This window comes from Bacillus sp. S10(2024) (genome assembly GCF_050473865.1).
Lineage (GTDB): Bacteria > Bacillota > Bacilli > Bacillales > Bacillaceae_G > Bacillus_A.
This window is the reverse complement of record NZ_JBFLUR010000002.1, coordinates 3,609,199-3,631,551: the sequence shown is the minus strand read 5'-3', so window position 1 is coordinate 3,631,551 and position 22,353 is coordinate 3,609,199. Positions and strand designations below refer to the sequence as shown.

The following is a 22,353-nucleotide window of genomic DNA, read 5'->3' as shown; positions in this document are numbered from 1 at the left end:
TTTATTATGAGGAAAATGTTATCTATTTTATTAGGGCTCACACTCATGTTTTCTTTCATAGGAGCAACTCCCTCTTATGCGAAAGAAGACATACATATTGAAGCCGCTGCTGCTATTCTGTTTGATGCAGATACAGGAAAAATACTACACGAGCAAAACCCCGATGAATTACTTGCAATTGCTAGTATGTCAAAACTCATGGTTATATACTCCGTTTTAGAAGCCATTAAAGAAGGGAAAATCACCTGGGATACAAAAGTGAATATCTCTGATTATGCTTACGAAATTTCCCGTAACAATGAATTTTCCAACGTTCCATTTGAAAAAGGACGACAATATACAGTTAAAGAATTATATCATTCTATTCTTGTCTTCTCAGCAAATGGATCAAGTGTTGCACTTGCTGAACTTCTTGCAGGAAGTGAAAAGAACTTCTTAAATCTTGCAAATGAACATGCAAAAAAACTAGGGTTAAAGAAATATAAATTTGTAAATGCTACAGGATTAAATAACGCTGATTTAAAAGGCAAGCACCCGGAAGGAACAGATCCAAACGGTGAAAACTCTTTATCAGCTAGAGACATGGCAATCTTATCTAGAACAATTATGACAAAATATCCAGAAATATTGGAAGATACAAAACAAAGATTTAGAAATTTCCCTGATAATCATCCACGCCCAATTCGTATGGAAAACTGGAACTGGATGTTACCAGACGCTGCATTTGCATATGAGGGGACAGATGGCTTAAAAACAGGAAGTTCTGATTCAGCTGGATATTGCTTTACCATTACAGCCAAACGCGGTGATTTACGCCTAATCTCCGTTATTATTAAAACAAAATCAATGGATGAGCGTTTCATAGAATCCCGTGCATTAATGGATTACGGCTTCAAAAACTTTGAAAAACAGAAATTGAAAATAGATAAAAATAATACAATTCCTGTCGTAAAAGGAAAAGAAGATACTGTAGCTGTGACACCTGAAAAAGAAATAACGGTAGTCACCAAAAAAGGAAGTAAACCGCCTTACAAAATTTCTTATGAAGCAAACAAATCAATCTCCGAAGATGGAAGCTTAGTTGCACCTGTGAAAAAAGATTCCAAAGTCGGCTCACTTGTTTTAGAATCCACTGATCAATATGGTTTCCTTGATGGAAATAAACAAACGAAATTCGATGTAAAAACAACGCAGGAAGTAGAAAAAGCAAATTGGTTCGTATTGACAATGCGATCCATTGGAGACTTCTTTTCTAATATGTGGTTAAAATTATTTGGATAATAAAAAGCTAGCAAATTTGCTAGCTTTTTATTATCCAAATCTTCCTCAGCGTATTCCTTATTTCTTCTGAATAGTAATAACTTCACTTTAATTTCCTAATATATAAGTCGCTGCTATGCAGCAAGAAAATGTCCGCTACTTGCTTTCTCCCTTTGTTTTAAATGTTGCATGTGGCAGGAAAAATCCCCTAACCGCCTTTATGCATGGCCAGATGCTCTCGCCCCTAAAAAGAAAGGGGTTTCTATTTCAGTTTTTCAACTAATATCTATAGAGATACATATTAAAACATGGTTTGGTTGTCATATCTGCCCCCTTTTTTTCATACCTATGAATTAGTAATTATTCTACACTTTCTTTTCTCTAGCGGAGTAATAAGAGAGGTGAAACAGATGGGTGTTATTGCATATACAGAAGAACATGTAAAACTACTTGCCAGATTAATGCGGGCAGAAGCAGAAGGAGAAGGACCTCAAGGAATGCTTATGGTTGGAAATGTCGGCGTCAATCGCGTAAAAGGAAATTGCTTAGACTTTAAAAAGATTCGAAACCTTCGTCAAATGGTATTTCAAAGTCCTGGTGGATTTGAGGCTACGCAAAAAGGTTACTTCTATCAGCGTGCTCGTGAAAGCGATATTGCTCTAGCAAGACGTACGATTCAAGGAGAGCGATTCTGGCCCGCTAATTTTTCGTTATGGTTTTTTAGGCCAGGAGGCGCCTGTCCACCAACTTGGTTTAATCAAGAAAACTCTGGTCGCTTTAAAAATCATTGCTTTTTCCAACCAAGTGCTGAGGATTGTCCAAGTGTGTATTAGTGAACTGAAAAGAGGAGGGATTTCGTATGGCACAGCAACAAAACCCATACTATGGGGGAGGATTTTATCAACCATCTGGCGGATATATGCAACCACAGCCCGGACAACAAGGACAACAAATGCCAACAACGCCGCAAGCTGCACAAGCACAACTTGCCGTTTCTCAAGGGATGCTTCCACTTGAGCAATCATATATTGAAAATATCCTTCGCTTAAACAAAGGAAAACCAGCAACTATATTCATGACATATGAGCGCGGCAGCACACTTGGTACACAATCCTATACAGGCATCATTGAGGCTGCGGGACGCGATCACATCATTTTAAGCGACCCTAAGTCTGGAAAACGTTACTTACTGCTTATGATCTATCTTGATTATGTAGAATTCCCAGGAGAAATCATTTACTTCCCAACACAGCAACCCGCAACTTATCCTCCAAGATAATAAGAAAAAGCTGGCATATGCCAGCTTTTGTTTTATTGCTATCCTGTACAAACCATTTGTAAGGGCCCAACTAGTTCAACTAGCCTCCTGGGAAGAAAAGCGTTTCCCAAGAGGAAGTTTCACCTTATAGCCCTTTTACAATCGCAGTCCCCAGTAAAATCCATCCTACAATAAATGCTACACCGCCAAGCGGAGTAATTGGACCAAAAAATTTTATACCAGTTGTACTTAATGCGTATAAACTTCCGGAAAACAGCACAATACCTGCTACCATACACCAGCCTGCCGCGCCTACAAGAGAAGATTGAATCTTATCCATTAATAAAGCAACAACAAATAATCCCCCTGCATGAAACATTTGATATGTAACACCTGTTTTCCAAACCTCTAACATTTTCGCTGAGATTTTCCCTTCAAGTCCGTGCGCTCCAAATGCTCCAAGCGCAACAGATAATGCTGCTGCAATACAACCTAATAAGAAGAAAATTTTCATTGGAATTCCCCTTTTTCTTTTTACTTTTATAATAAAAAATTTCCTCGAACACTCCAACTATTTAGCGTCTAAAAATCCAAAAGAGAGTTTCCATTTGCATCATCCTCTTTCACATATACAGGCTCTCCTGAAAATGAAGCCATTGGCTGAACAGGCATTTGCGGTGCCACAACATTTGTTCTTAATGTTGGTTCAACATATGCAGAAGCTTCTGGCTGTTCTTCAAGTAATAGATCACATAATGCACGAACAACTAAAAGATGTTCTTTTGCTTTATGTGAGTCACCCCCTTTCGCTTTTGCAATTTCACTTGCCATTTTATTTAAAATCTTATCGCTAGATATTTGCATGCTTTCTCACCTCACGTATTGTAATTCTTTTTCAAATCGTCCCAATTTCTCTACTGGACCAAATACTATTATCATATCACGTTCTGCAAATTTTTCCGCTCCTGTTTGTTCCGATGTTTCATGCACTCAAACAATACTTTCATCTCTTTTCTCTATTTTCAAACTTTGCCATAACGAATCAAACACATATATACTAGAAATGGAAATACGAAAAAGAGGTCGATATATAATGAAAACATTTCTTTCTGCCCTGCAATGGGCATTATTTATTTTAGCCGGCAGCTTAATTGTTCCCATTAGTGTTGCCGCTAACTATGGACTAGAAGGCGCAGAAGCAATTGCATTCGTCCAACGAACATTATTTGTTCTTGGATTTGCAGGTATTTTACAAGCTTCCTTTGGTCATCGCTTACCAATTCAAGAAGGGCCTGCTGGACTTTGGTGGGGCATCTTTTCCTTATATGCAAGCTTAGGCGTTGTATTATTTGGATCAACCGGTGAAACGCTACGCGTACTGCAATATTCCTTCTTATTAAGCGGTCTCATTTGCATTCTTCTTAGTATATTTGGACTTATTGATAAACTTGTCCGCTATTTTACATCAACTGTTATTGGAACCTACCTATTTTTACTCGTTGCACAGCTAAGTGGATCATTCTTAAAAGGCATGTTTGGACTTAACGGACAGCATACTGCTGTTCAAGGTAAAGTCTTTATTCTTTCTCTTATCATCATTTTTCTATCTTTCTTTGTTACGAAACTACCTGTTATTGGTCAATATTCTGTACTGTGCAGTATTGTAATTGGGTGGATCTTATTTGCATGTTTTGGTCTATCAAATCCAATCACACCTGTATCAGACATTATCCGTATGCCATCTATCTTTGTATTTGGTACGCCTCGCTTAGAATGGAATATGGTTATTACCATTCTCTTTGTTACGTTGTTACTACTAACTAACATGTTAGCAAGTATTCGCGTTGTTCAACAAGTAGTTTCGAAATACGAAGCAACTGCCGTGCAAAATCGATTCAAACAGGCAGGAATTATAACCGGTATTAATCAGCTTCTTGGCGGTCTGTTTTCAGCAATTGGACCTGTCGCTATTTCTGGATCAGCTGGTTTTATTGCGACAACAAATATTTACAAACGACTACCGTTTATTCTTGGATCAACCTTTATTATTCTTATGAGTCTATTTCCAAAGGTTACTTCATTCATTGCAGCAATTCCGGTAGCTGTTGGCTATGCAGCCATTTATCCGGTATTTGCTAGTATGATCGGACTAGCATTTCGAGAATATGAAACTGTGAAAGATAAAGAACGCTTATTCAAAGTTGCAGGTCTCGCTCTCTTTACCGGAATTGGCGTTATGTTCATTCCATCAGATGCCTTTTCTTCACTGCCGCCATTCCTAGCATCCTTCTTAAGCAACGGTCTTGTACTCGGCTCTGTAATGGCAATTATACTAGAAATACTATTCTCTCGTTCAACAGATAAATAAGCGGAGTAAAGTGAAACTTTCCTTAACGAGTGGGTTTCTCGTTGAGGATTAGTTGAACCAATCGGGTCCTTACAGATGGTTTGTACTTTGTTTCCTTGTCCTAACCTCTTACCAGCTGTTTGGGCGGGGTAAGGTGAAACTTTCCTCAACGAGTGGGTTTCTCGTTGAGAATTAGTTAAACCAATCGACACAAAACGTAAACAAAATTGGCACGCTTCAAGCATTGCAGTCTATTTTAAGAATTGTTACGATAATAGAAACATATATGAGCAAGCAAAATATGCTTGCTCATATATACATTCATATAAAATCGATTCCATCTTCAAAGAGGTTCGATGTCTTACAATTCATTTCACATTATAAATTCATATTAGGAAGGATTGTTCAAATGTCTTATAAAATGATTGTACTAGATTTAGATGATACATTACTTCGCGATGACCATACGATTTCACCGCGTACGAAAGAAGCCCTAATGACCGCCCAAGAGCGCGGTGTAAAAGTTGTACTAGCTTCCGGCCGTCCAACATTTGCGATGTGGCCAATTGCAAAAGAACTAAAATTAGAGGAATACGGCAGCTTCATTTTATCGTTTAATGGCGCAAAAATTATTAACTGTAAAACAAACGAAGAATTATTTAGCAGTACTTTATCACCTGAAATTGTCCATAATTTATATAAAACAAGCCAAAACGAAGATGTGTGGATTCATACGTACATTGGTGATGGCATTGTGACAGAGGAAAATAATGAATATACAGAAGTCGAAGCTTATATTACAGGTATGCCAGTTATAGAGGTTAATAATTTTGTAAGTGCAGTGAAAGAACCTGTTGTGAAAGTATTAATGATGAAAGCACCAGAACGTCTTGCAGAAGTTGAAAAGAAATTACAACAAGAATTCGAAGGACAATTAAGTGTTATGCGTTCTAAGCCGTTCTTCTTAGAATTCACAGAATATGGTGTAACAAAAGGAACAAGCTTGCACCAACTTATCCAAAAACTTGGTATTACACGTGAAGAAGTGATTGCGATGGGTGATAGCTATAATGACCAGGCTATGATTGAATTTGCTGGCCTTGGCGTTGCAATGGGCAATGCACCGGACGACATTAAAGCCATTGCAAATCATGTAACAGACACAAACATGAATGATGGCGTTGCAAAAGTTGTAGAACAATTTGTTTTGAATAGCGAAGTGCTAGTTTAGAACTGTTTTCACGTTGAAGAGAACTAATCATCCATAAAATCGCGCCTGAGTCAAATACTTAGGCGCGATTTACTTTTTATATGTATTAGCTTGTGAAGATATTTTGAACTTTACACCATTATCATAGTGTAAAGTTTATTTTTGATTATAATGAAATAAACTAGGCTATTTTATTTACCAAAAGAATACAAATATATCATATACAAGCATACATAACTTAGGAGGCCATTTTATGTTATCAACACCGATTGGACGTTTAAGAGTCATTGGGGTACTGGAAGGGATTTCTTTTCTAATCCTTCTATTCATTGCAATGCCGCTGAAGTATTTTGCAGATTTTCCGAAAGCTGTTACTGTAACGGGTATGGCACACGGTGTCCTGTTTATACTATTCATCTTCGCTGTTATTCAAGTAACGACAATTCATAATAAATCAAAATTATGGGCGTTTGGTGCGCTTGTTGCATCTGTTATTCCATTTGGTACGTTCGTACTAGATGCAAAATTAAAACAAGAAGATAATAAATAAAAACAGACCGCTGCATCCGTAGTGGCCTGTTTTTTTACGTATAAATTCCTAAACGAAAGAATCCTTACTTATAGATTCGGAATTTGCCAATCAATCTCCCGTTCTCCGTTACTTACCAAGAAATGGTTTGTTTTTGAAAATGGTTTGCTGCCAAAGAATCCTCGTCGTGCTGATAATGGACTTGGATGAACAGATTCAATAATATGATGATTAGAATTTGTAATGAGCTTCTTCTTCGCCTGCGCAGGGCGTCCCCATAATACAAAGATAACTGGTTTTTCCCTCTCATTTAACAACTCGATAATGCGATCTGTGAAAACTTCCCACCCTTTTCCTTTATGAGAGTTGGCCTCTCCTTGACGCACCGTTAATACAGTGTTTAGTAAAAGCACACCTTGCTCTGCCCATTTTACTAAATAACCGTTATTCGGAATTGGGTACCCTAGATCATCCTGCAGCTCTTTGTACATATTTTGCAGTGATGGCGGCGTTCGTACGCCAGGTTGCACCGAAAAACTTAAACCATGCGCTTGATTTGGCCCATGATATGGATCCTGTCCTAAAATAAGGACCTTCGTATCTTGATAGCTCGTATAACGCAAAGCATTAAAAATATCCTCCTGCTTTGGATATACAACATGTGTACGGTACTCTTCTATTAAAAATGATTGCACTTGTTGATAATATGATTTTTCGAATTCAGGTGCTAATAGCTGTGCCCAATCATTATTTAATATTTGTTTCATTCTGTCACTTCCTATCGAATTAATTTACCATGTCTTGTTTTGTAAATACTACAAAAGCGATCATGAGCGATACAACTGCCCATACCGTGAGATTGAGTAATGAAAAACTCATCGATAATCCTTGCAACGCTGGTAACTGTCCTGACAAATAATCCGTTAGCGATAAGTTAACACTAAAAATATATTTTGCCCCTTCCCAGGACGTTGCAAAATTATTTAAGATACCTCCAGCAATTAACGCTGCCAGCATAATTCCCATACCGGCTGGTGTATTGCGAATCAGTACAGACACCATAAATGAGATTGTGCCAACAACAATTGCTACAAACCAAGCAAGTCCGTAAGCCATAACAATGTATTGCCACTGCGGAATGAGATGAACAAAACTTGTATTTAACGTATCCTTCTCAGTTGCAAAACCCGTCAGCACCGGCAAATCCCATCCAGCATAACCAAATACAATGCCTGATAACAAATAGGAAAGAACCCCTACAAGCAACAAAATGAGTGAAATAAACAACACCATCGTCACATATTTACTTAAAAGAATTTTCCAGCGCCGAATCGGCCGCGTAAGGAGCATTTTCATTGTTCCGTCGCTTCGTTCTCCCGATACGATATCAATTGCTACAATCATGATAAGAAGCGGGATAAATAGTGTAATTCCTTGTTCAATAAACATACGTACAAAAGTCGGTGCGCCCGGTGCACTTGGATTAATATTATGGTCTAAATAATATTGTTGCTGCTGCACTCTTACCTTTAACCACGATTTCCATTCTTCGGGAAGACGCGAATTATTTAAACGGTTTTGTGAATCAACGATTTGCTGCTGTAATGATACTTTCCAATCGCTCGTACCAAGGCGCTTTACAGTCGTCTGCACTTCTCTGTACTGTGCATAAACAAAAATCGGAATTAAAATTGCTAAAATAAGCATGACTACTACAATACGTTTCTTTCGATATATTTTCTCCGCCTCATTATAGACGAGGTTCGCAAATTCACGCATGTTGCTCCCCCTTTGTCAGTTCCATAAATAGATCTTCCAATGTAAATACAACTTGTTTTACACTATGAACGTCTACAGCGTGCTCAATTAACTGCTTATTATAAAAGCTTACACGCTCTTGATTCATGCGGCATAGTAGTCGCCCTTCTTCTATGACAAGTTCTGTCACTTCCCCCGAATCTTCAAGCAACGATTTCGCTTTATCTAGCGGCGTCACAACCCACTCCACACGGTCGCTTGCTTGTTTCACTAACTCTTCAACACTTGCGACCGTAATTACTTTCCCCTTATGAATAATTGCAACGCGGTCACATATCATTTGTACTTCGCTTAATAAATGACTAGAAATGAATACGCTCATGTTTTCTTCTTTCACAAGCGTATGCACAAACTCCCGAAGTTCCCGAATACCAGCTGGGTCGAGACCATTTGTCGGTTCATCTAATATAAGGAGTTTCGGACTGCCAAGAAGAGCTTGTGCAATCCCAAGACGTTGCTTCATCCCAAGTGAATATGTTTTCACTTTATCATGAATGCGTTCATCAAGATGTACCATTTTGGCAATTTCCATAATCCGCTCATCGGAAATCCCACCTAACATACGGGCAAATTGCTTTAAATTTTCAAATCCCGTTAAATATGTATACAATTCAGGGTTTTCAACGATACTTCCAATTTGCTTCATCGCACCGCAAAAATTTTCTTTTATGTCATAACCACCAATCGAAATACTTCCTTCTGTTGCCGTAATGAGACCGACAAGCATTCGAATCGTCGTTGTCTTCCCTGCCCCATTTGGGCCTAAAAATCCAAATACTTCCCCTTGCTGTATATCAAATGATACATTTTCAACGAGCGTTTTCTTCTTAATAATCTTCTTTAAGTTTCGTACAGATAGAATCGCCGTCATTTTTTCTCACCTCCAGCTAGTTTTAACTGGCTAACAACGTTTTGTAATAAACGATCTGCTATTAATGTATAACCGGCTTCATTCGGGTGAAAATGATCCGAATATAATAAATCCTTACCACGATTTTGGAACATATCAAACGTTGGGACAACATATACGTTTGAATAACTAAGCGCAAGCTTTTCTAATGATCCATTCCAATCGACAACAATTGGAGACGAGCCTTTTAACTCTTCTACATCTTCAAATGGATTATACAAACCAATCCAAAAAATTGAGCTGTTTGGGTTTAAACTCCTTAATTGTTCCAAAATTTCCCTTGCGTTAGCTTGAAATGTTACGGTATCAGGACGATATGTCGTTAAATCAATGTTTCCAAGTGATTCCCATCCGGGAAATAAATCATTTCCACCAATTGTCAAAACAAGTACATCCGCTTGCTTAATTGCATACCTGGTACCGCTGCTTTCCATTTGTTTTAGTAAATCTGGCATTTTTGCACCGCTCACCGCCAAATTTGTGAGCGCTACCTTTTGTTTGTATTTTGTTTGCAGTTCATTCTTCATCCGTCCAATATATCCAATACCTTCTTTATCTCCAACACCGCGAGTTAACGAATCACCTAGGCTAACAATTTGTAATGTTTCCTTTTGTTGTTTCCCTTTCGCTTCTTTTTGCACGGTAGGAGTTAGCTTAGATGTTTTCGGATTTAGAACATCACTCACACTAGTAATAAATCCGTATGCAAATAAACAAAAAGACGCTAGTGCAACGAATAAAATAACTTTCACAAATTTCGATCTCATGCTACCCCCCCTTATAGATTGACCATATTATACCAAACGGAATTTTGAAAAGCGATTTTCATTCTCTTATGAAAAAAGCACAATCATTTTGATTAAGATTGTGCTTTTCGTTCATGTTGTCAGTCTTTCCGTTAACTTCGCAAATAACTCAATTCTTTTTACTTCTGCTTCCTTATTCATAATTTGTTCATTTAAAATTGTAAATGCACCTGCACCAACTTCCACACTCGAATGAGCAATGGTTGTAATATCTAATATCTCTGCAACCTGTTGATCATCGCATCCAATAATTCTAATATCCTCTGGAATCGAAAGACCATTTTTTTGAGCAGCTGTTACAATACCAGCTGCAATATGATTACAAGATACGAGAAGAGCCGTTGGACGCTCTTTCATATAAAGTAACGATTGAACAATACGAGCCCCATCTTCTACTGTGAAACAATCTATAAATTGCCACTCTTGTCGTGGCGTAACATGAATAGATGATAAAGCATCTGCGTAAGCCCTTTTTCGATTTTGACTATTAAAACTATCGCTTCGTCCAATGCAGTAACCGATTCGAGTATGTCCCTTTTCTATTAAGTACTCCATTCCTAATGCAAACGTTTTGTAGTGATCAATATGAATACTAGAAATTGTATTAGATATCGTGTCTTCACACGTCACAATCGGGCCAAATGTTGCGTATTTTTCAATCTCCTCACAAGCATTTATTTTCGAACATATAATGACCCCGTCTAACTTTTTCATCTTTAACATATTCAAAATTTCTATTTCTTTATCAGCACTATAACCCGTTTGGCAAAGCATCATATTGTAATTATGTTTTGCAGCCTCTCTTGAAATACCCTCTATAATTGCACTGTAATATTGATTATTTACAAATGGAAGAAGCACACCAATCACATTTGTTTTTCCTCGTACTAAATGAATCGCATTCGAATTTTGCGTGTAATTTAACTCTTCAATAATGGCTAATATCTCTTTTCTTTTCTGTTCATTTACATATGGATGATTATTTAAAACGCGAGAAACAGTAGAAATCGAAACCCCTGCCATTTCTGCGATTTTTTTAATATTTGACATCAAACAAGCTCCCTTCTTCCTACATATTACCGCATCCAAAACAATTTTAGAATTTAGAAATATCCCCCTTGACCTGGTAAGCTTTCCACATTATATCCTGTGCTAGCAGAAGAAATAAGGAAGGATTGGTGTTTTATTATGCCATTAAAATTAGAACATATCTTTTTCATAGGTGGATTACTGTTACTTTCTCTCGGAATCAATATGATGACAACCATCACTTCATTTGGCCTTAGCCCGTATGATTCCCTTTTCATTGCTTTATATCAAAACTTTGGTTTAAGCATCGGCTCTTGGATGTTTATTATTAATTTGATTTTTACTCTTATCGTACTGTATATGAATCGAAAGCGTATTACAATTGGGACAATTGTGACGATGGTGCTAATCTCTGTCTTTGTTGATATGATTGGCTCAGTTACAGTTATAATGGATGGCATTCGATCTCTTCCAAAGTATATAACACTCATATGCGGAAATGTATCTGTCGGCGCAGGTATTGGTATCTATGTTTCATCACAGCTTGGGACTGCACCGCAAGAAGCATTTGTATTAACAATCTCGGAAAAAACAAAATGGTCCTTTCAAAAAACTGAAATTTCTCTAGCTTGTTTATTTCTAACTGCTAGTTTCATGCTAAATGGTCCTATCTATTTCGGCACCATTATTCTCTCTTTTACAACTGGCTGGCTCATTCAAACATTTATTCAAGTTGGTACAAAAGCATTACAAAGTTGTCGTACGCAAGAAGCCCATTGAAAGTTATACACTTTCAATGGGCTTTTGTTGTTCATATATAATATGAACTCCTTCATTTACAACTTGAAGCGTTTCTACTACGCAATAGCTGAAAATTGATTGCAGCCATACCCTTATTTCTTCAGCACTTCCTTTTTTCACATAACAAAGTACAGTTGGCCCGGCGCCGCTTAAAGAAACACCATATAAATGTTCATGTTCTAATTCTTGAAGCTTTTGTAATTCAGTTACGAGCTCTTTCCGGTATGGTTCATGAAACATATCCTGTTTCATCATTTCCCCAGCAAGCACCCAGTCCTCCTTACATAGGGCCGCGACAAGTACATTAGCAACGCCGCTGCCACGAATACCGTCCATATACGGTAACGTACTCGGAAGCACATCTCTCGAATGAACTGTTTTTAGTTCATATGAAGGAATGACCGCGACAAGTTCTATATCATAAATAGGTTGAGACAAAAATGAAATATCTTTTCCATCATATGTTCCTATCATAAGGCCGCCATATAAGGCCGCTCCAACATTATCAATATGCCCCTCCATTTCCGTTGCAATCAATAACTTTTCTCTTCTAGATATATGTAATTCGCAAAGCTGATCAGCAAGTTCAATGCCCGCAATAATTGCCGAAGCGCTGCTTCCAAGTCCGCGCGCTAATGGAATATCACTGTCTAGATGAAGATGACAATAGGGAAGCTCCTTACTATAACGGGCAGCTACCATGCGCGCCGTCTGAATGAGTAAATTATTCTCACCTTTTGGAATCCCTTGAAGAATTGTTGTTTTCGCTGTGCATTCCCAGCTAGAGTGTGAACATACATCCACCGTTAAATATTTGCTTACTGCAAGACCAATTGAATCAAAGCCTGGCCCAAGATTTGCTGTACTAGCCGGCACACGAATTGTAAACATAGGAGCCGCCTTCATCGAAGGACAACTCCTTGAATATGCTCAAACACAACCTTCTCATCATTTGGCAGCACAAGCGGTTGAATTTTTTTTGTATCAATCGCAATATTTGGGTCCTTTAAACCGTTTCCTGTTAAAACAGTGACAATGCTGCTTCCTTTTGCTATTTCTCCTGTTTGTACTTGTTTGTAAATTCCGGCAAGCGATGCACAAGAAGCAGGCTCCGCAAAAATCCCTTCATACTTAGCAAGCCATTCATATGCCCTAAGAATTTCTGCATCTGTTACCTCATCAATTTTCCCATTTGAATCATGAGCAGCAGCAACGGCCTTATCCCAACTTGCGGGGTTCCCGATACGTATTGCAGTCGCAACTGTCTCCGGTTCCTCAATTTTATATCCACGCACAATCGCTGCCGATCCTTCTGCTTCAAAGCCGCGCATCTCAGGTAAACCCGTGCCGCGCTTTTCGTTATACTCCTTAAAACCTTTCCAATACGCTGTAATATTCCCTGCATTTCCAACTGGAATGGCTAAAATATCAGGTGCTTTCCTAAGTGCATCACAAATTTCAAATGCTGCTGTTTTTTGTCCTTCAATGCGATATGGGTTCACTGAATTCACAAGTGTAATCGGTGATGAATCGCTAAGCTTTCGTACCATTTGCAAGGCATGATCAAAGTTTCCATCAATACTAATAATTTCAGCTCCGTACATGACTGCCTGCGCTAGCTTGCCATAGGCGATTTTTCCATTTGGAATCATAACAATACAAGATAAACCTGCGCGCGCTGCATAAGCAGCTGCCGATGCAGATGTGTTTCCTGTTGAAGCGCAAATAACCGTTTTGCTGCCAACTTCCTTTGCCTTTGCTACAGCCATAACCATCCCGCGATCTTTAAAAGAACCCGTCGGATTTGCCCCTTCTACTTTCGCATAAACAGAAACACCCCATTTTTCTGAAAGATTTTCTAATAAAATAAGCGGTGTATTTCCTTCTGATAGCGAAAGCGACGGTGTTTGCTCATTAATCGGTAAATATTCTTTATAAGCAGCAAGTAATCCGTTCCACATTAGCGAGCATCTCCTTCAATACGGTAGTTTGCTTTCACACAATCTACTTCTTCATACGTCTCTAGTGTTTCGAGAATGTATGTATAATCTGCAAGGGATGCACGATGTGTAACAATAACGATTTCTGCTGCTCCTTTCTTTTGTAATGGCATTTGAATAATCTTTTCAAAGCTTACGCCTCGTTCAGAGAATAGTGATGTAATTTTCGCAAACACACCTACTTCATCCTTCACATGAAGGCGGAGAAACTTCTTCACATAAATTTCGTCTTCTGCTTTTAATACTTTTTTATATTGCGGCGTTACTGCACTATTTCCTGTTACACCAAGACGTACATTTTTCATAACCGCTACTAAATCAGATACAACTGCTGTTGCTGTTGGCAAACTTCCCGCACCTGGTCCGTAAAACATTGTTTCTCCTACCGCTTCGCCATATACATATACTGCATTATATTCGTTTTGAACGGCGGCAAGCGGGTGTGTATTTGGTAACAATGTTGGTTCTACTGTTACCTCTAATTTTTCACCATCGCGCTTCGCTACACCAATTAACTTAATTGTATAGCCTAGACTCTTACTATACGAAATGTCCTCCTCCGTAATAGATGTAATTCCTTTTACATTCACATCATGAAGTTCTACATTTGTAGAAAATCCAAGTGTTGCTAAGATCGTCATCTTTCGTGCCGCATCTAAACCTTCAACATCTGATGTTGGATCTGTTTCTGCAAATCCAAGCCGCTGCGCTTCATTTAACACGTCGTCATACGCTCTCCCTTCGTCAGACATTTTTGTCAAAATAAAATTCGTTGTTCCGTTCACAATACCCATCATTTTCGTAATCCGATCAGAAGAAAGACCTTCTACAATGCTTCGTAGAATCGGAATACCACCTGCTACACTCGCTTCATAAAACAAATCCGCTTGATTTTCCTTTGCTACAGTAAGAAGTTCTGCACCGTGAAGTGCCATTAAATCTTTATTCGCTGTGACAACATGCTTACCGTTTTGGAGCGATTGTAAAATATATGCTTTTGCCTCTTCTATACCGCCCATCACTTCAATCACAACATCAACATCTGGATTATTTATAATTTCATCTGGATTCCTCGTTAATAATGTAGGGGTTACTTGGACCTCTCGTTCTTTTTCTAAGTTTTGTACTAATACTTTTGCTACTTTGATAGGACAACCGATTTGGTGTGCTAAACGATCTTGATGATCTTCAATAATGCGCACGACACCGCTTCCTACAGTTCCAAGACCTAATAGGCCAACTTGAATTTCGTTCATAGTACTGTCCACCCCTTTAAAAATTGTATTTAGGTGCCATTATATAAGGTCAGATCATAAAAAACAATATATTTAGAACATTCTGAATAATAAAGATCGTTCTTTACAAAGAAAACGTTACCACGTGTTATGCTCAACTTCCTTTACAAAATATAAGGAGTTTCCTGATACACATAGTAATTCAACCAATTTGAGAATAGTAAATTTCCATGACTACGCCACCTTACTACTGGATTTTCCAAAGGATTGTCATGCTTAAAATAATTTTTGGGAATAGCAATATCCAATCCTCTTTGCTGATCGCGCTCATATTCTTGCTTTAATGTCTCACAGCTGTATTCACTATGACCAAGAACAAAAATATGCTTTCCATCTTTATTTATAACGAGATGAACACCGGCTTCTTCAGATGTCGCTAACACATCAAGCTCCTGTACGCGTTGAATATCAGATGCCCGTACTTCTGTATGACGAGAATGCGGTGCAAAAAAGCTTTCATCAAAACCGCGTAATAGTTTCACATGCTCCTGCTGCACTTCATGTTCAAATACCCCAAACATCTTTTGTTCTAGCGGATATTTCGGAACGTTGTAGTGATAATACAATCCTGCCTGCGCCCCCCAGCAAATATGAAGCGTTGATGTGACATGTGCATTCGAATACTCCATAATTTGTTTCAATTCATCCCAATAATCTACTTCTTCGAAAGGAAGTGTTTCAACCGGAGCACCAGTAATGATAAGTCCGTCAAATTTTTCTCCTTCAATATCACGAAATGTTTTATAAAAGCTTGTTAAATGCTCCTGCGTTACATTTTTTGCTGTATGGGACTCCATATGAAGTAAGTGGATATCGAGTTGAAGCGGTGTATTCCCAATTAAACGAAGCAACTGCGTTTCTGTTTCTTGTTTTGTTGGCATTAAGTTTAAAATAGCAATCTTCAAAGCACGAATATCTTGCGTTTCTGCTCGTTCTTTCGTCATCACAAAAATATTTTCATTTTGCAATACTTTACGAGCTGGTAAATCTTTAGCAATGATGATCGGCATACTGTTTTCCTCCAGAAAGTGCTGCCCCTAAATCAGCAATAATATCCGCCGCATCTTCAATACCAACTGATAACCGAATTAAATCAGGTGTTACACCTGCCAAACATTGCTGCTCTTCTGTAAGCTGACGATGCGTTGTGCTTGCAGGATGAATGACACAAGTTCTTGCATCTGCAACATGCGTCACCAATGTGGCAAGCTTCACATTTCCAATAAACTGTTTAGCAGGTTCAAGGCCGCCCTTTATTCCAAATGTTAAAACACCGCTCGCACCTTTCGGTAAATATTTTTGCGCCAATGCATAATTTTCATTACTTTGAAGTCCAGGATAATTGACCCACTCAACGCATTCATGCTGCGATAACCACTGTGCAACGGCTAGTGCATTTTGGCTATGACGCTCCATGCGAAGATGCAATGTCTCTAAGCCAATATTGCTCATGTACGCATTGAATGGGCTCATACAATTTCCATAGTCTCTTAATAACTGTACACGAGCTTTCACAATATATGCCGCTTGCCCAAACTTGTTCACATAACTCACACCATGATAGCTTGGATCTGATTCAACAAATTCAGGGAATTTACTCCAATCGAAATTCCCTCCATCAATAACAATGCCGCCTAGTGAGCTTGCATGACCATCGATATATTTCGTTGTAGAATGAACAACAATGTTTGCACCATGTTCAAATGCATGACATAAATACGGTGTCGCTAATGTATTATCCACAATAAACGGTACTCCAAGCTCTTTTGCCGCATCAGAAAACTCTTTAAAATTCAGTACATTCATCGCTGGATTCCCAAGCGATTCCGCATATACAAGCTTTGTTTTCTCATTTGCGAGAGCAACAATTTCATCAGCAGATAAGTTTGGATTAAAGAACGTGACCTCAATCCCAAGCTTTTTAAGACTAACTGCAAATAAATTAAATGTACCGCCGTATACTGTTGATGAGCAGAGCAAGTGATCACCACTGCCACAAATATTTAATATTGCTAGCATAATTGCAGCTTGCCCTGATGCCGTTGCAACCGCACCAACGCCGCCTTCTAACTCTGTGAGCTTTTGCTCAAAGGCCGCAAGCGTCGGATTTCCAATACGCGTATAAATATATCCTTCCGCTTCCAAATTAAAGAGGGCCGCTAAATCATCAGAAGTATCATATTTGTACGTCGTGCTTTGATAAAGCGGCAAAACACGCGGCTCACCATTTTTTGGCGTATAGCCACCTTGCACACAAATCGTTCCTTTTCCCCATGATTCTTCCATTTCTCAATCTCCTTTCTTTTATAAAAAATAAAAAACTGCTCCTTTCCTTAATAAGAAAGAAGCAGTTTAGATAAACGCTCGCCATGTAGCCTTTCTTATCTTTCAGGAAATACCTGCAGGATTTAGCACAATTCCGATTTACGGCTGTTGCCAAGGTTTCATAGGGCCCGTTCCCTCCACCTATTCTTGATAAGACATATGCAATTACCGATGATTTTATAGAAATTATTTCCTTATGTCAACTTTTTTTCTGAATGTTCTTAAAATATTCCATTAATTCCCCCATCATTTCCACCACCAGACTTTACCGAGTAAAGAATATTCTGTAAAATTCAAGGTATGAATGACAAATCATTCACAAACCAATAGGAGGCGATACATACATGAAAGTCGGGGAAATGTTAACTTTTGAAAAATCATTTACGAGAGAAGATGTAGAGCTATTTAGTAAAATTTCTGGTGATGCCGGTGAACACCATGTCGTTCCAGATGAACATGGACGCGTAATGGTACAAGGATTACTAGTTGCAACATTACCTACGAAAATTGGCGGCGATTTAAATTTTATCGCAAGAGATGCGGAATTTACTTTCTTACGTCCAGTCTTTACCGGAGATACCGTTCGATGTGAAGTCACACTTACTCATCACGAAGAACAAGCAGATCGAGTAATTGCCGTTTCAAAGGCAGAATGCTTTAATCAAAACGGTAAAAAAGTGTTGGAAGGATCTTTTCAAGGAATTATTCGTCAATAATTAAAGTAAAACTTCCATCAGTGGGGGATGCTTCATCCCTCACTGATAGAAAACCTGCCCCGCTTATTTTTTTACTTCTCTCTAAACCGTGAAATGAGATTTTACCACCTACCACTTTCCAGAGACACAAATAACATATATACATGAATTTATTATATGAATAGAATGAAATAGGGCTTTAAATTTGAAAAAATACAGGAAATGTTCTATTTTAAGATAAAAAATACATTTTAAAAACCTTACTTACTATGTAAAATGAAAGAGTTATATTTTATTCATTATGGTAACCCTGAAAATACTATTTGCAACAATGTTATACCTTATATAAATGTTTCTACATCACTTATTATAAAGTGATCTTTTTTCTTTATAGGGATACTTTCAAAACTTAAGTTGATTGGTATATCACTGTGCCCCCTACACATTTTTCATATGAATTTCAAATAAAATTCATATAAACCCTTTAATATTAAACACTATAGGTAATTCTCTATCTTTTGTATCAATTCTCTTCAATAAGTTCTTTATAAAAATGGAAAAAGAACTGTTATAACATTTATAAGTATAATTATTTTCGTATCAAAATCCCGAATTTTTTCATAACAGAATATAACATAAAGGAGGCATAAAAAATGGAAATTAGGAGAGGCATGCATTCTTTACTTATCATGTACGGTATGTTTCTAGGTGCTATAGTTGGTGCTACAGTCTGGTTATTTTTAGTTACCACAAATGCTGGAATTCATTTTATTTGGGGATATTTACCTAAGGAATTTTCATTACCACCTTATTACACAATTTGTGTAACAGTGCTTGGCGGTGTTCTTGTCGGACTGTCACAAAAGTACTTCGGTACATGCCCGCGTTTAATGCCAGAGGTAATGGGTGAATATAAGAAAACAGGTAGGATTGAGTACCGTTTTGTGCTTCAATCTACGTTAACAGCTATTATTGTTTTAATATTTGGTGCAAGTTTAGGACCGGAAGCAGCACTTGTTGGAATTATCGGTGGACTTTGTACGTGGGTTGGCGATCGTTTTCATTTTACTTTAAAAGGAATGAAGGGACTAACTGAAATTGGAATTGGCGCTACTTTAAGTGTTATTTTTAATGCACCATTATTCGGTTATTTAGCTCCAAGTGAAAATGAGAATAAACCAATTGACGAAATTTCCAAAGGAAAAAAGACTATTGTATATCTCGCTACTACTTTTGCTGGTTTTTCTGTTTATTTATTACTTAGTAAGTTTGATAATCGAGGATCTTTTATTGTTGATTTTGGGAAAGGGTCTTTTTCATTACATGAATGGCTTGCCTTTTTACCTCTGATTTGTATAGGAGCTGGTGTCGGCTATTTTTATTTCAAGGTAGAATATATATTGGAAAAAATAGTCCATCCTTTTCAAGAATATAAAGTTACATTAGGAGTTATAGGTGGCATTCTTTTAGGGATTGCAGGAACTTTACTACCCTATACAATGTTTTCAGGAGAACATCAATTAAAAGACTTAGTCCATGAGTGGACAGCATTATCATTTGGGATGCTGCTTCTTTCAGGGGTTTTAAAATTATGTGTAACGGCAGTTTGTTTAAGTACAGGTTGGCGCGGCGGACATATTTTTCCAATTGTATTTGCTGGTGCAAGTATTGGATATGCTGTCGCTACTGTCATACCACTAGATCCAATTGCTTGTGTAGCCATTGTCACTACAGCCATTTCAAGCTATGCAGTACGAAAACCAATCGCTATTACATTATTATTACTCATGTTCTTCCCAATTAATTTATTGATACCAATGATTGGAGCTGCAATGATTGGTAATCTATTTCCACTCCCTAACCATAATGAACAGGAAGGAATAGTACAAAGCTAAAGTAAAAATATATAAGCAATACTACCGCTATGAAAGTGTTAGTACTGCTTGTTTTGATTGAACTACTTTCTTTTTTCACTTTGTACTTCCTCATATCATTGATATAATAATTAAAAATATGGTTTTCATTCTATCACCCAAGGGGGCTTTCAAAATGTCATTAAATAAAGCACTGACAATTGCTGGATCGGATACAAGCGGCGGCGCTGGTATGCAAGCAGACTTAAAAACATTCCAAGAGCTTGGTGTATACGGTATGACAGCTCTGACAACAATCGTAACAATGGACCCGCATAACGGTTGGGCACATAACGTGTTCCCAATTCCAGCGTCTACATTAAAACCACAACTAGAAACAACAATTGAAGGTGTTGGCGTTGATGCATTAAAAACAGGTATGCTTGGCTCTGTTGAAATCATTGAGCTGGTTGCTGAAACAATTGAGAAGCATAATCTACAAAACGTAGTAATAGACCCAGTTATGGTATGTAAGGGTGCAGATGAAGCACTTCATCCAGAAACAAATGACTGCTTACGTGACAAACTCGTTCCAAAAGCTTTAATTGTAACACCAAACTTATTTGAAGCGTATCAACTAAGCGGTGTCAAAATTAACTCACTTGAAGATATGAAGCAAGCTGCTGAAAAAATCCATGCTTTAGGAGCAAAGTATGTACTTATTAAAGGCGGCAGCAAGCTAGGAACAGACAAAGCAATTGATTTATTATACGATGGAGAAACATTTGATATTTTAGAATCTGAAAAAATTGAAACAACGTATACACATGGCGCAGGTTGTACATACGCTGCTGCAATTACAGCAGAACTAGCAAAAGGAAAACCTGTAAAAGAAGCAGTTCAAGTGGCAAAGGAATTTATTACAGCTGCCATTCTTCATTCTTTCAAATTAAATGAATATGTAGGACCAACACATCACGGTGCATATCGTAGATTTGGCGCTGGAAAAGAACTTGTATAAAAAATAAAGTCGTCATTTGTGACGACTTTATTTTTTATGAAACACGATTTCTACCATTTCGTTTAGAAGAATACAATGCATCATCTGCAAGTTGAATAAACTCTTGTGGTGAATCTTTATAAATTGAAGTACCTACTGAAATCGTGATATTTAAACAACTATTATTTTGCAATCGAAACACATGATTCTCTACACCTGTTCTAATTTTTTCCCCTATATCTACAGCGAACTGTAATGTTGAATTTGGTAACAATAACGCAAATTCTTCTCCACCTTTTCGGAACACTAAATGCGGAAATGGAGAACTATTCTTCAAAATTTCTCCTACTTGCTGTAAAACTTCATCACCTGCTGGATGCCCATACTTGTCATTCACACGCTTGAAATAATCGATATCTACCAACAATAAACAGAGCGAATTTTCATCGCTTTTCTTATCTTCAATATGTCTATTCAATTCTGTATCAAACTTACGAACATTCCCAAGTCCTGTTAATGCATCTATCGTTGCTTGCTGTTTCATCACATGAAATAACTCGTTTGATTGCAAAACATAATGTGCACTTAAAAAAGTAATATATCCTGTCGTAATGCTAATAAGTAAGTATAGGCTTAATACAAAAACATCTTGGAAAACAAAATAAATCGCAAGCGATGAAATTGTTAAGCAATAAACATGTAACCATATCCATTTTTTCAGCATTGAAATATGAAATGTTGAAATAAGAGCACATCCAATACCCGTTAGTACAAGAACACATACAGATGGACACATTGAATAACCTGTAAACAACAAACGTGCAATTAAGAGAATGCTAGCCGATAGTAAACTTGCAATGGGCCCACCAATAATAGCAGCTAATATAACCGCAAGATATCGTAAATCTAACATTACACTCTCAACTTGAACACCAAACTTTATAAGCAGGGCACCTAAAGCACCCGTTACAATACCAACAAAACATTTCACTTCAAATGATAATGGCTCTTTTAATGAAGTATTTTTTAAAAGTTGCCCCCCAACAAAAATAAAGGAAAGAATAATAGTTGTATTAATAAATAGATCGTCTAGCATAAACATATACCTGGCCTTTCTACAACTTAACACTTTACAAAAAACTTGTCCCTTTCCTACTTATTATTGTATATTATATCCCTATAACTCCCAAACATTTTTTCTAGATGTTTCACGTGAA

Annotated in this window: 23 protein-coding genes, 1 pseudogene and 1 riboswitch; of the genes and pseudogenes, 10 read left to right on the top strand and 14 right to left on the bottom strand. The window is 37.6% G+C overall.

Features of this window, described 5'->3' with window-relative positions; translation table 11 throughout:
- Positions 1 to 6: 6 nt before the first annotated feature.
- From AB1280_RS18520 to gerQ, 3 genes are all read left to right on the top strand, one after another.
- Positions 7 to 1,281 (top strand): serine hydrolase, encoded by a 1,275-nt coding sequence (locus tag AB1280_RS18520; protein WP_429756613.1) that lies wholly within the window; start codon positions 7 to 9, stop codon positions 1,279 to 1,281.
- 389 nt (positions 1,282 to 1,670) lie between these two features.
- The gene (locus AB1280_RS18515) at positions 1,671 to 2,093 is read left to right on the top strand and encodes a cell wall hydrolase (protein ID WP_272190420.1); all 423 of its coding nucleotides are present in this window, start codon (positions 1,671 to 1,673) and stop codon (positions 2,091 to 2,093) included.
- A 26-nt stretch (positions 2,094 to 2,119) separates the two neighbouring features.
- Positions 2,120 to 2,539: a spore coat protein GerQ gene (gene gerQ, locus AB1280_RS18510; protein ID WP_035434393.1), complete on the top strand. Its 420-nt coding sequence runs from the start codon at positions 2,120 to 2,122 to the stop codon at positions 2,537 to 2,539.
- A gap of 124 nt (positions 2,540 to 2,663) precedes the next feature.
- On the opposite strand, the gene AB1280_RS18505 is transcribed toward gerQ, so the two are convergent.
- The 3 genes and pseudogenes from AB1280_RS18505 to AB1280_RS18495 form a co-directional block, all read right to left on the bottom strand.
- Positions 2,664 to 3,032, bottom strand: coding sequence for a DUF423 domain-containing protein (locus AB1280_RS18505; RefSeq protein ID WP_035434394.1), 369 nt, complete (start codon positions 3,030 to 3,032; stop codon positions 2,664 to 2,666).
- Positions 3,033 to 3,100: 68 nt separating this feature from the next.
- Positions 3,101 to 3,382 carry a YwdI family protein gene (locus AB1280_RS18500; RefSeq protein ID WP_429756612.1) on the bottom strand — a complete coding sequence of 94 codons (282 nt, stop codon included), beginning with the start codon at positions 3,380 to 3,382 and terminating at the stop codon, positions 3,101 to 3,103.
- Between the two features lie 6 nt (positions 3,383 to 3,388).
- A pseudogene (locus AB1280_RS18495) lies at positions 3,389 to 3,487 on the bottom strand (TrkA family potassium uptake protein); the annotation flags it as partial.
- 124 nt (positions 3,488 to 3,611) lie between these two features.
- On the opposite strand from AB1280_RS18495, the gene AB1280_RS18490 reads away from it, so the two are divergent.
- From AB1280_RS18490 to AB1280_RS18480, 3 genes are all read left to right on the top strand, one after another.
- Positions 3,612 to 4,886, top strand: a complete 1,275-nt coding sequence (locus AB1280_RS18490) for a purine/pyrimidine permease (RefSeq protein WP_429756611.1) — start codon at positions 3,612 to 3,614, stop codon at positions 4,884 to 4,886.
- A 388-nt stretch (positions 4,887 to 5,274) separates the two neighbouring features.
- A complete protein-coding gene (locus tag AB1280_RS18485; protein ID WP_272190423.1) occupies positions 5,275 to 6,096 on the top strand; it encodes a Cof-type HAD-IIB family hydrolase in 822 nt (273 codons plus the stop codon).
- Positions 6,097 to 6,328: 232 nt separating this feature from the next.
- The gene (locus AB1280_RS18480; protein WP_272190424.1) at positions 6,329 to 6,625 is read left to right on the top strand and encodes a DUF3817 domain-containing protein; all 297 of its coding nucleotides are present in this window, start codon (positions 6,329 to 6,331) and stop codon (positions 6,623 to 6,625) included.
- A gap of 68 nt (positions 6,626 to 6,693) precedes the next feature.
- Here AB1280_RS18480 and AB1280_RS18475 read toward each other — a convergent pair whose 3' ends face one another.
- The 5 genes from AB1280_RS18475 to AB1280_RS18455 form a co-directional block, all read right to left on the bottom strand.
- The gene (locus AB1280_RS18475; protein WP_272190425.1) at positions 6,694 to 7,371 is read right to left on the bottom strand and encodes a uracil-DNA glycosylase; all 678 of its coding nucleotides are present in this window, start codon (positions 7,369 to 7,371) and stop codon (positions 6,694 to 6,696) included.
- A gap of 19 nt (positions 7,372 to 7,390) precedes the next feature.
- Complete coding sequence (locus AB1280_RS18470) at positions 7,391 to 8,383, bottom strand: ABC transporter permease (RefSeq protein ID WP_272190428.1); 993 nt, start codon at positions 8,381 to 8,383, stop codon at positions 7,391 to 7,393.
- A complete protein-coding gene (locus AB1280_RS18465; protein ID WP_429756610.1) occupies positions 8,376 to 9,293 on the bottom strand; it encodes an ABC transporter ATP-binding protein in 918 nt (305 codons plus the stop codon). The genes AB1280_RS18470 and AB1280_RS18465 overlap by 8 nt, the downstream gene beginning before the upstream one ends.
- Positions 9,290 to 10,099 carry an SGNH/GDSL hydrolase family protein gene (locus tag AB1280_RS18460; protein WP_429756609.1) on the bottom strand — a complete coding sequence of 270 codons (810 nt, stop codon included), beginning with the start codon at positions 10,097 to 10,099 and terminating at the stop codon, positions 9,290 to 9,292. Before AB1280_RS18460 ends, AB1280_RS18465 begins: the two co-directional genes overlap by 4 nt.
- Positions 10,100 to 10,210: 111 nt before the next feature.
- Positions 10,211 to 11,188 (bottom strand): LacI family DNA-binding transcriptional regulator, encoded by a 978-nt coding sequence (locus AB1280_RS18455; protein WP_429756608.1) that lies wholly within the window; start codon positions 11,186 to 11,188, stop codon positions 10,211 to 10,213.
- Positions 11,189 to 11,323: 135 nt separating this feature from the next.
- Between AB1280_RS18455 and AB1280_RS18450 the strand changes: the two genes are divergently transcribed.
- Positions 11,324 to 11,947, top strand: a complete 624-nt coding sequence (locus AB1280_RS18450) for a YczE/YyaS/YitT family protein (protein WP_429757364.1) — start codon at positions 11,324 to 11,326, stop codon at positions 11,945 to 11,947.
- Between the two features lie 3 nt (positions 11,948 to 11,950).
- Here AB1280_RS18450 and thrB read toward each other — a convergent pair whose 3' ends face one another.
- From thrB to AB1280_RS18425, 5 genes are all read right to left on the bottom strand, one after another.
- On the bottom strand, positions 11,951 to 12,874 hold the full coding sequence (gene thrB / locus AB1280_RS18445) for a homoserine kinase (protein ID WP_429756607.1): 924 nt from the start codon (positions 12,872 to 12,874) through the stop codon (positions 11,951 to 11,953).
- Entirely contained in the window at positions 12,871 to 13,929 is a 1,059-nt protein-coding gene (gene thrC, locus AB1280_RS18440; protein WP_429756606.1) for a threonine synthase, read from the bottom strand. Before thrC ends, thrB begins: the two co-directional genes overlap by 4 nt.
- Positions 13,929 to 15,224 carry a homoserine dehydrogenase gene (locus tag AB1280_RS18435; protein ID WP_429756605.1) on the bottom strand — a complete coding sequence of 432 codons (1,296 nt, stop codon included), beginning with the start codon at positions 15,222 to 15,224 and terminating at the stop codon, positions 13,929 to 13,931. Before AB1280_RS18435 ends, thrC begins: the two co-directional genes overlap by 1 nt.
- Before the next feature lie 143 nt (positions 15,225 to 15,367).
- Positions 15,368 to 16,273 (bottom strand): homoserine O-acetyltransferase MetA, encoded by a 906-nt coding sequence (metA, locus tag AB1280_RS18430; RefSeq protein ID WP_429756604.1) that lies wholly within the window; start codon positions 16,271 to 16,273, stop codon positions 15,368 to 15,370.
- Positions 16,254 to 17,549, bottom strand: coding sequence for a bifunctional O-acetylhomoserine aminocarboxypropyltransferase/cysteine synthase (locus tag AB1280_RS18425; RefSeq protein WP_429756603.1), 1,296 nt, complete (start codon positions 17,547 to 17,549; stop codon positions 16,254 to 16,256). Before AB1280_RS18425 ends, metA begins: the two co-directional genes overlap by 20 nt.
- Positions 17,550 to 17,641: 92 nt before the next feature.
- A riboswitch (SAM riboswitch) is annotated at positions 17,642 to 17,745 on the bottom strand.
- Positions 17,746 to 17,932: 187 nt separating this feature from the next.
- On the opposite strand from AB1280_RS18425, the gene AB1280_RS18420 reads away from it, so the two are divergent.
- From AB1280_RS18420 to pdxK, 3 genes are all read left to right on the top strand, one after another.
- Entirely contained in the window at positions 17,933 to 18,304 is a 372-nt protein-coding gene (locus tag AB1280_RS18420; protein WP_272190438.1) for an enoyl-CoA hydratase, read from the top strand.
- Positions 18,305 to 18,936: 632 nt separating this feature from the next.
- Entirely contained in the window at positions 18,937 to 20,178 is a 1,242-nt protein-coding gene (locus tag AB1280_RS18415; protein WP_272190439.1) for a chloride channel protein, read from the top strand.
- Positions 20,179 to 20,332: 154 nt separating this feature from the next.
- Complete coding sequence (gene pdxK, locus AB1280_RS18410; RefSeq protein ID WP_429756602.1) at positions 20,333 to 21,157, top strand: pyridoxine/pyridoxal/pyridoxamine kinase; 825 nt, start codon at positions 20,333 to 20,335, stop codon at positions 21,155 to 21,157.
- Between the two features lie 34 nt (positions 21,158 to 21,191).
- Here pdxK and AB1280_RS18405 read toward each other — a convergent pair whose 3' ends face one another.
- Positions 21,192 to 22,232 carry a GGDEF domain-containing protein gene (locus AB1280_RS18405; protein WP_429757363.1) on the bottom strand — a complete coding sequence of 347 codons (1,041 nt, stop codon included), beginning with the start codon at positions 22,230 to 22,232 and terminating at the stop codon, positions 21,192 to 21,194.
- Between the last annotated feature and the right edge of the window lie 121 nt (positions 22,233 to 22,353).

Bases quoted from the DNA above. Each gene is read 5' to 3' on its own strand.
- AB1280_RS18465 (WP_429756610.1), bottom strand. From the start codon at position 9,293: ATGACGGCGATTCTATCTGTACGAAACTTAAAGAAGATTATTAAGAAG.
- AB1280_RS18500 (WP_429756612.1), bottom strand. From the start codon at position 3,382: ATGCAAATATCTAGCGATAAGATTTTAAATAAAATGGCAAGTGAAATT.
- gerQ (WP_035434393.1), top strand. From the start codon at position 2,120: ATGGCACAGCAACAAAACCCATACTATGGGGGAGGATTTTATCAACCA.
- metA (WP_429756604.1), bottom strand. From the start codon at position 16,273: ATGCCGATCATCATTGCTAAAGATTTACCAGCTCGTAAAGTATTGCAA.
- AB1280_RS18485 (WP_272190423.1), top strand. From the start codon at position 5,275: ATGTCTTATAAAATGATTGTACTAGATTTAGATGATACATTACTTCGC.
- pdxK (WP_429756602.1), top strand. From the start codon at position 20,333: ATGTCATTAAATAAAGCACTGACAATTGCTGGATCGGATACAAGCGGC.
- AB1280_RS18480 (WP_272190424.1), top strand. From the start codon at position 6,329: ATGTTATCAACACCGATTGGACGTTTAAGAGTCATTGGGGTACTGGAA.
- AB1280_RS18405 (WP_429757363.1), bottom strand. From the start codon at position 22,232: ATGCTAGACGATCTATTTATTAATACAACTATTATTCTTTCCTTTATT.
- AB1280_RS18490 (WP_429756611.1), top strand. From the start codon at position 3,612: ATGAAAACATTTCTTTCTGCCCTGCAATGGGCATTATTTATTTTAGCC.
- AB1280_RS18475 (WP_272190425.1), bottom strand. From the start codon at position 7,371: ATGAAACAAATATTAAATAATGATTGGGCACAGCTATTAGCACCTGAA.
- AB1280_RS18420 (WP_272190438.1), top strand. From the start codon at position 17,933: ATGAAAGTCGGGGAAATGTTAACTTTTGAAAAATCATTTACGAGAGAA.
- thrB (WP_429756607.1), bottom strand. From the start codon at position 12,874: ATGAAGGCGGCTCCTATGTTTACAATTCGTGTGCCGGCTAGTACAGCA.
- AB1280_RS18415 (WP_272190439.1), top strand. From the start codon at position 18,937: ATGGAAATTAGGAGAGGCATGCATTCTTTACTTATCATGTACGGTATG.
- thrC (WP_429756606.1), bottom strand. From the start codon at position 13,929: ATGTGGAACGGATTACTTGCTGCTTATAAAGAATATTTACCGATTAAT.
- AB1280_RS18455 (WP_429756608.1), bottom strand. From the start codon at position 11,188: ATGTCAAATATTAAAAAAATCGCAGAAATGGCAGGGGTTTCGATTTCT.
- AB1280_RS18520 (WP_429756613.1), top strand. From the start codon at position 7: ATGAGGAAAATGTTATCTATTTTATTAGGGCTCACACTCATGTTTTCT.
- AB1280_RS18435 (WP_429756605.1), bottom strand. From the start codon at position 15,224: ATGAACGAAATTCAAGTTGGCCTATTAGGTCTTGGAACTGTAGGAAGC.
- AB1280_RS18470 (WP_272190428.1), bottom strand. From the start codon at position 8,383: ATGCGTGAATTTGCGAACCTCGTCTATAATGAGGCGGAGAAAATATAT.
- AB1280_RS18460 (WP_429756609.1), bottom strand. From the start codon at position 10,099: ATGAGATCGAAATTTGTGAAAGTTATTTTATTCGTTGCACTAGCGTCT.
- AB1280_RS18505 (WP_035434394.1), bottom strand. From the start codon at position 3,032: ATGAAAATTTTCTTCTTATTAGGTTGTATTGCAGCAGCATTATCTGTT.
- AB1280_RS18425 (WP_429756603.1), bottom strand. From the start codon at position 17,549: ATGGAAGAATCATGGGGAAAAGGAACGATTTGTGTGCAAGGTGGCTAT.
- AB1280_RS18515 (WP_272190420.1), top strand. From the start codon at position 1,671: ATGGGTGTTATTGCATATACAGAAGAACATGTAAAACTACTTGCCAGA.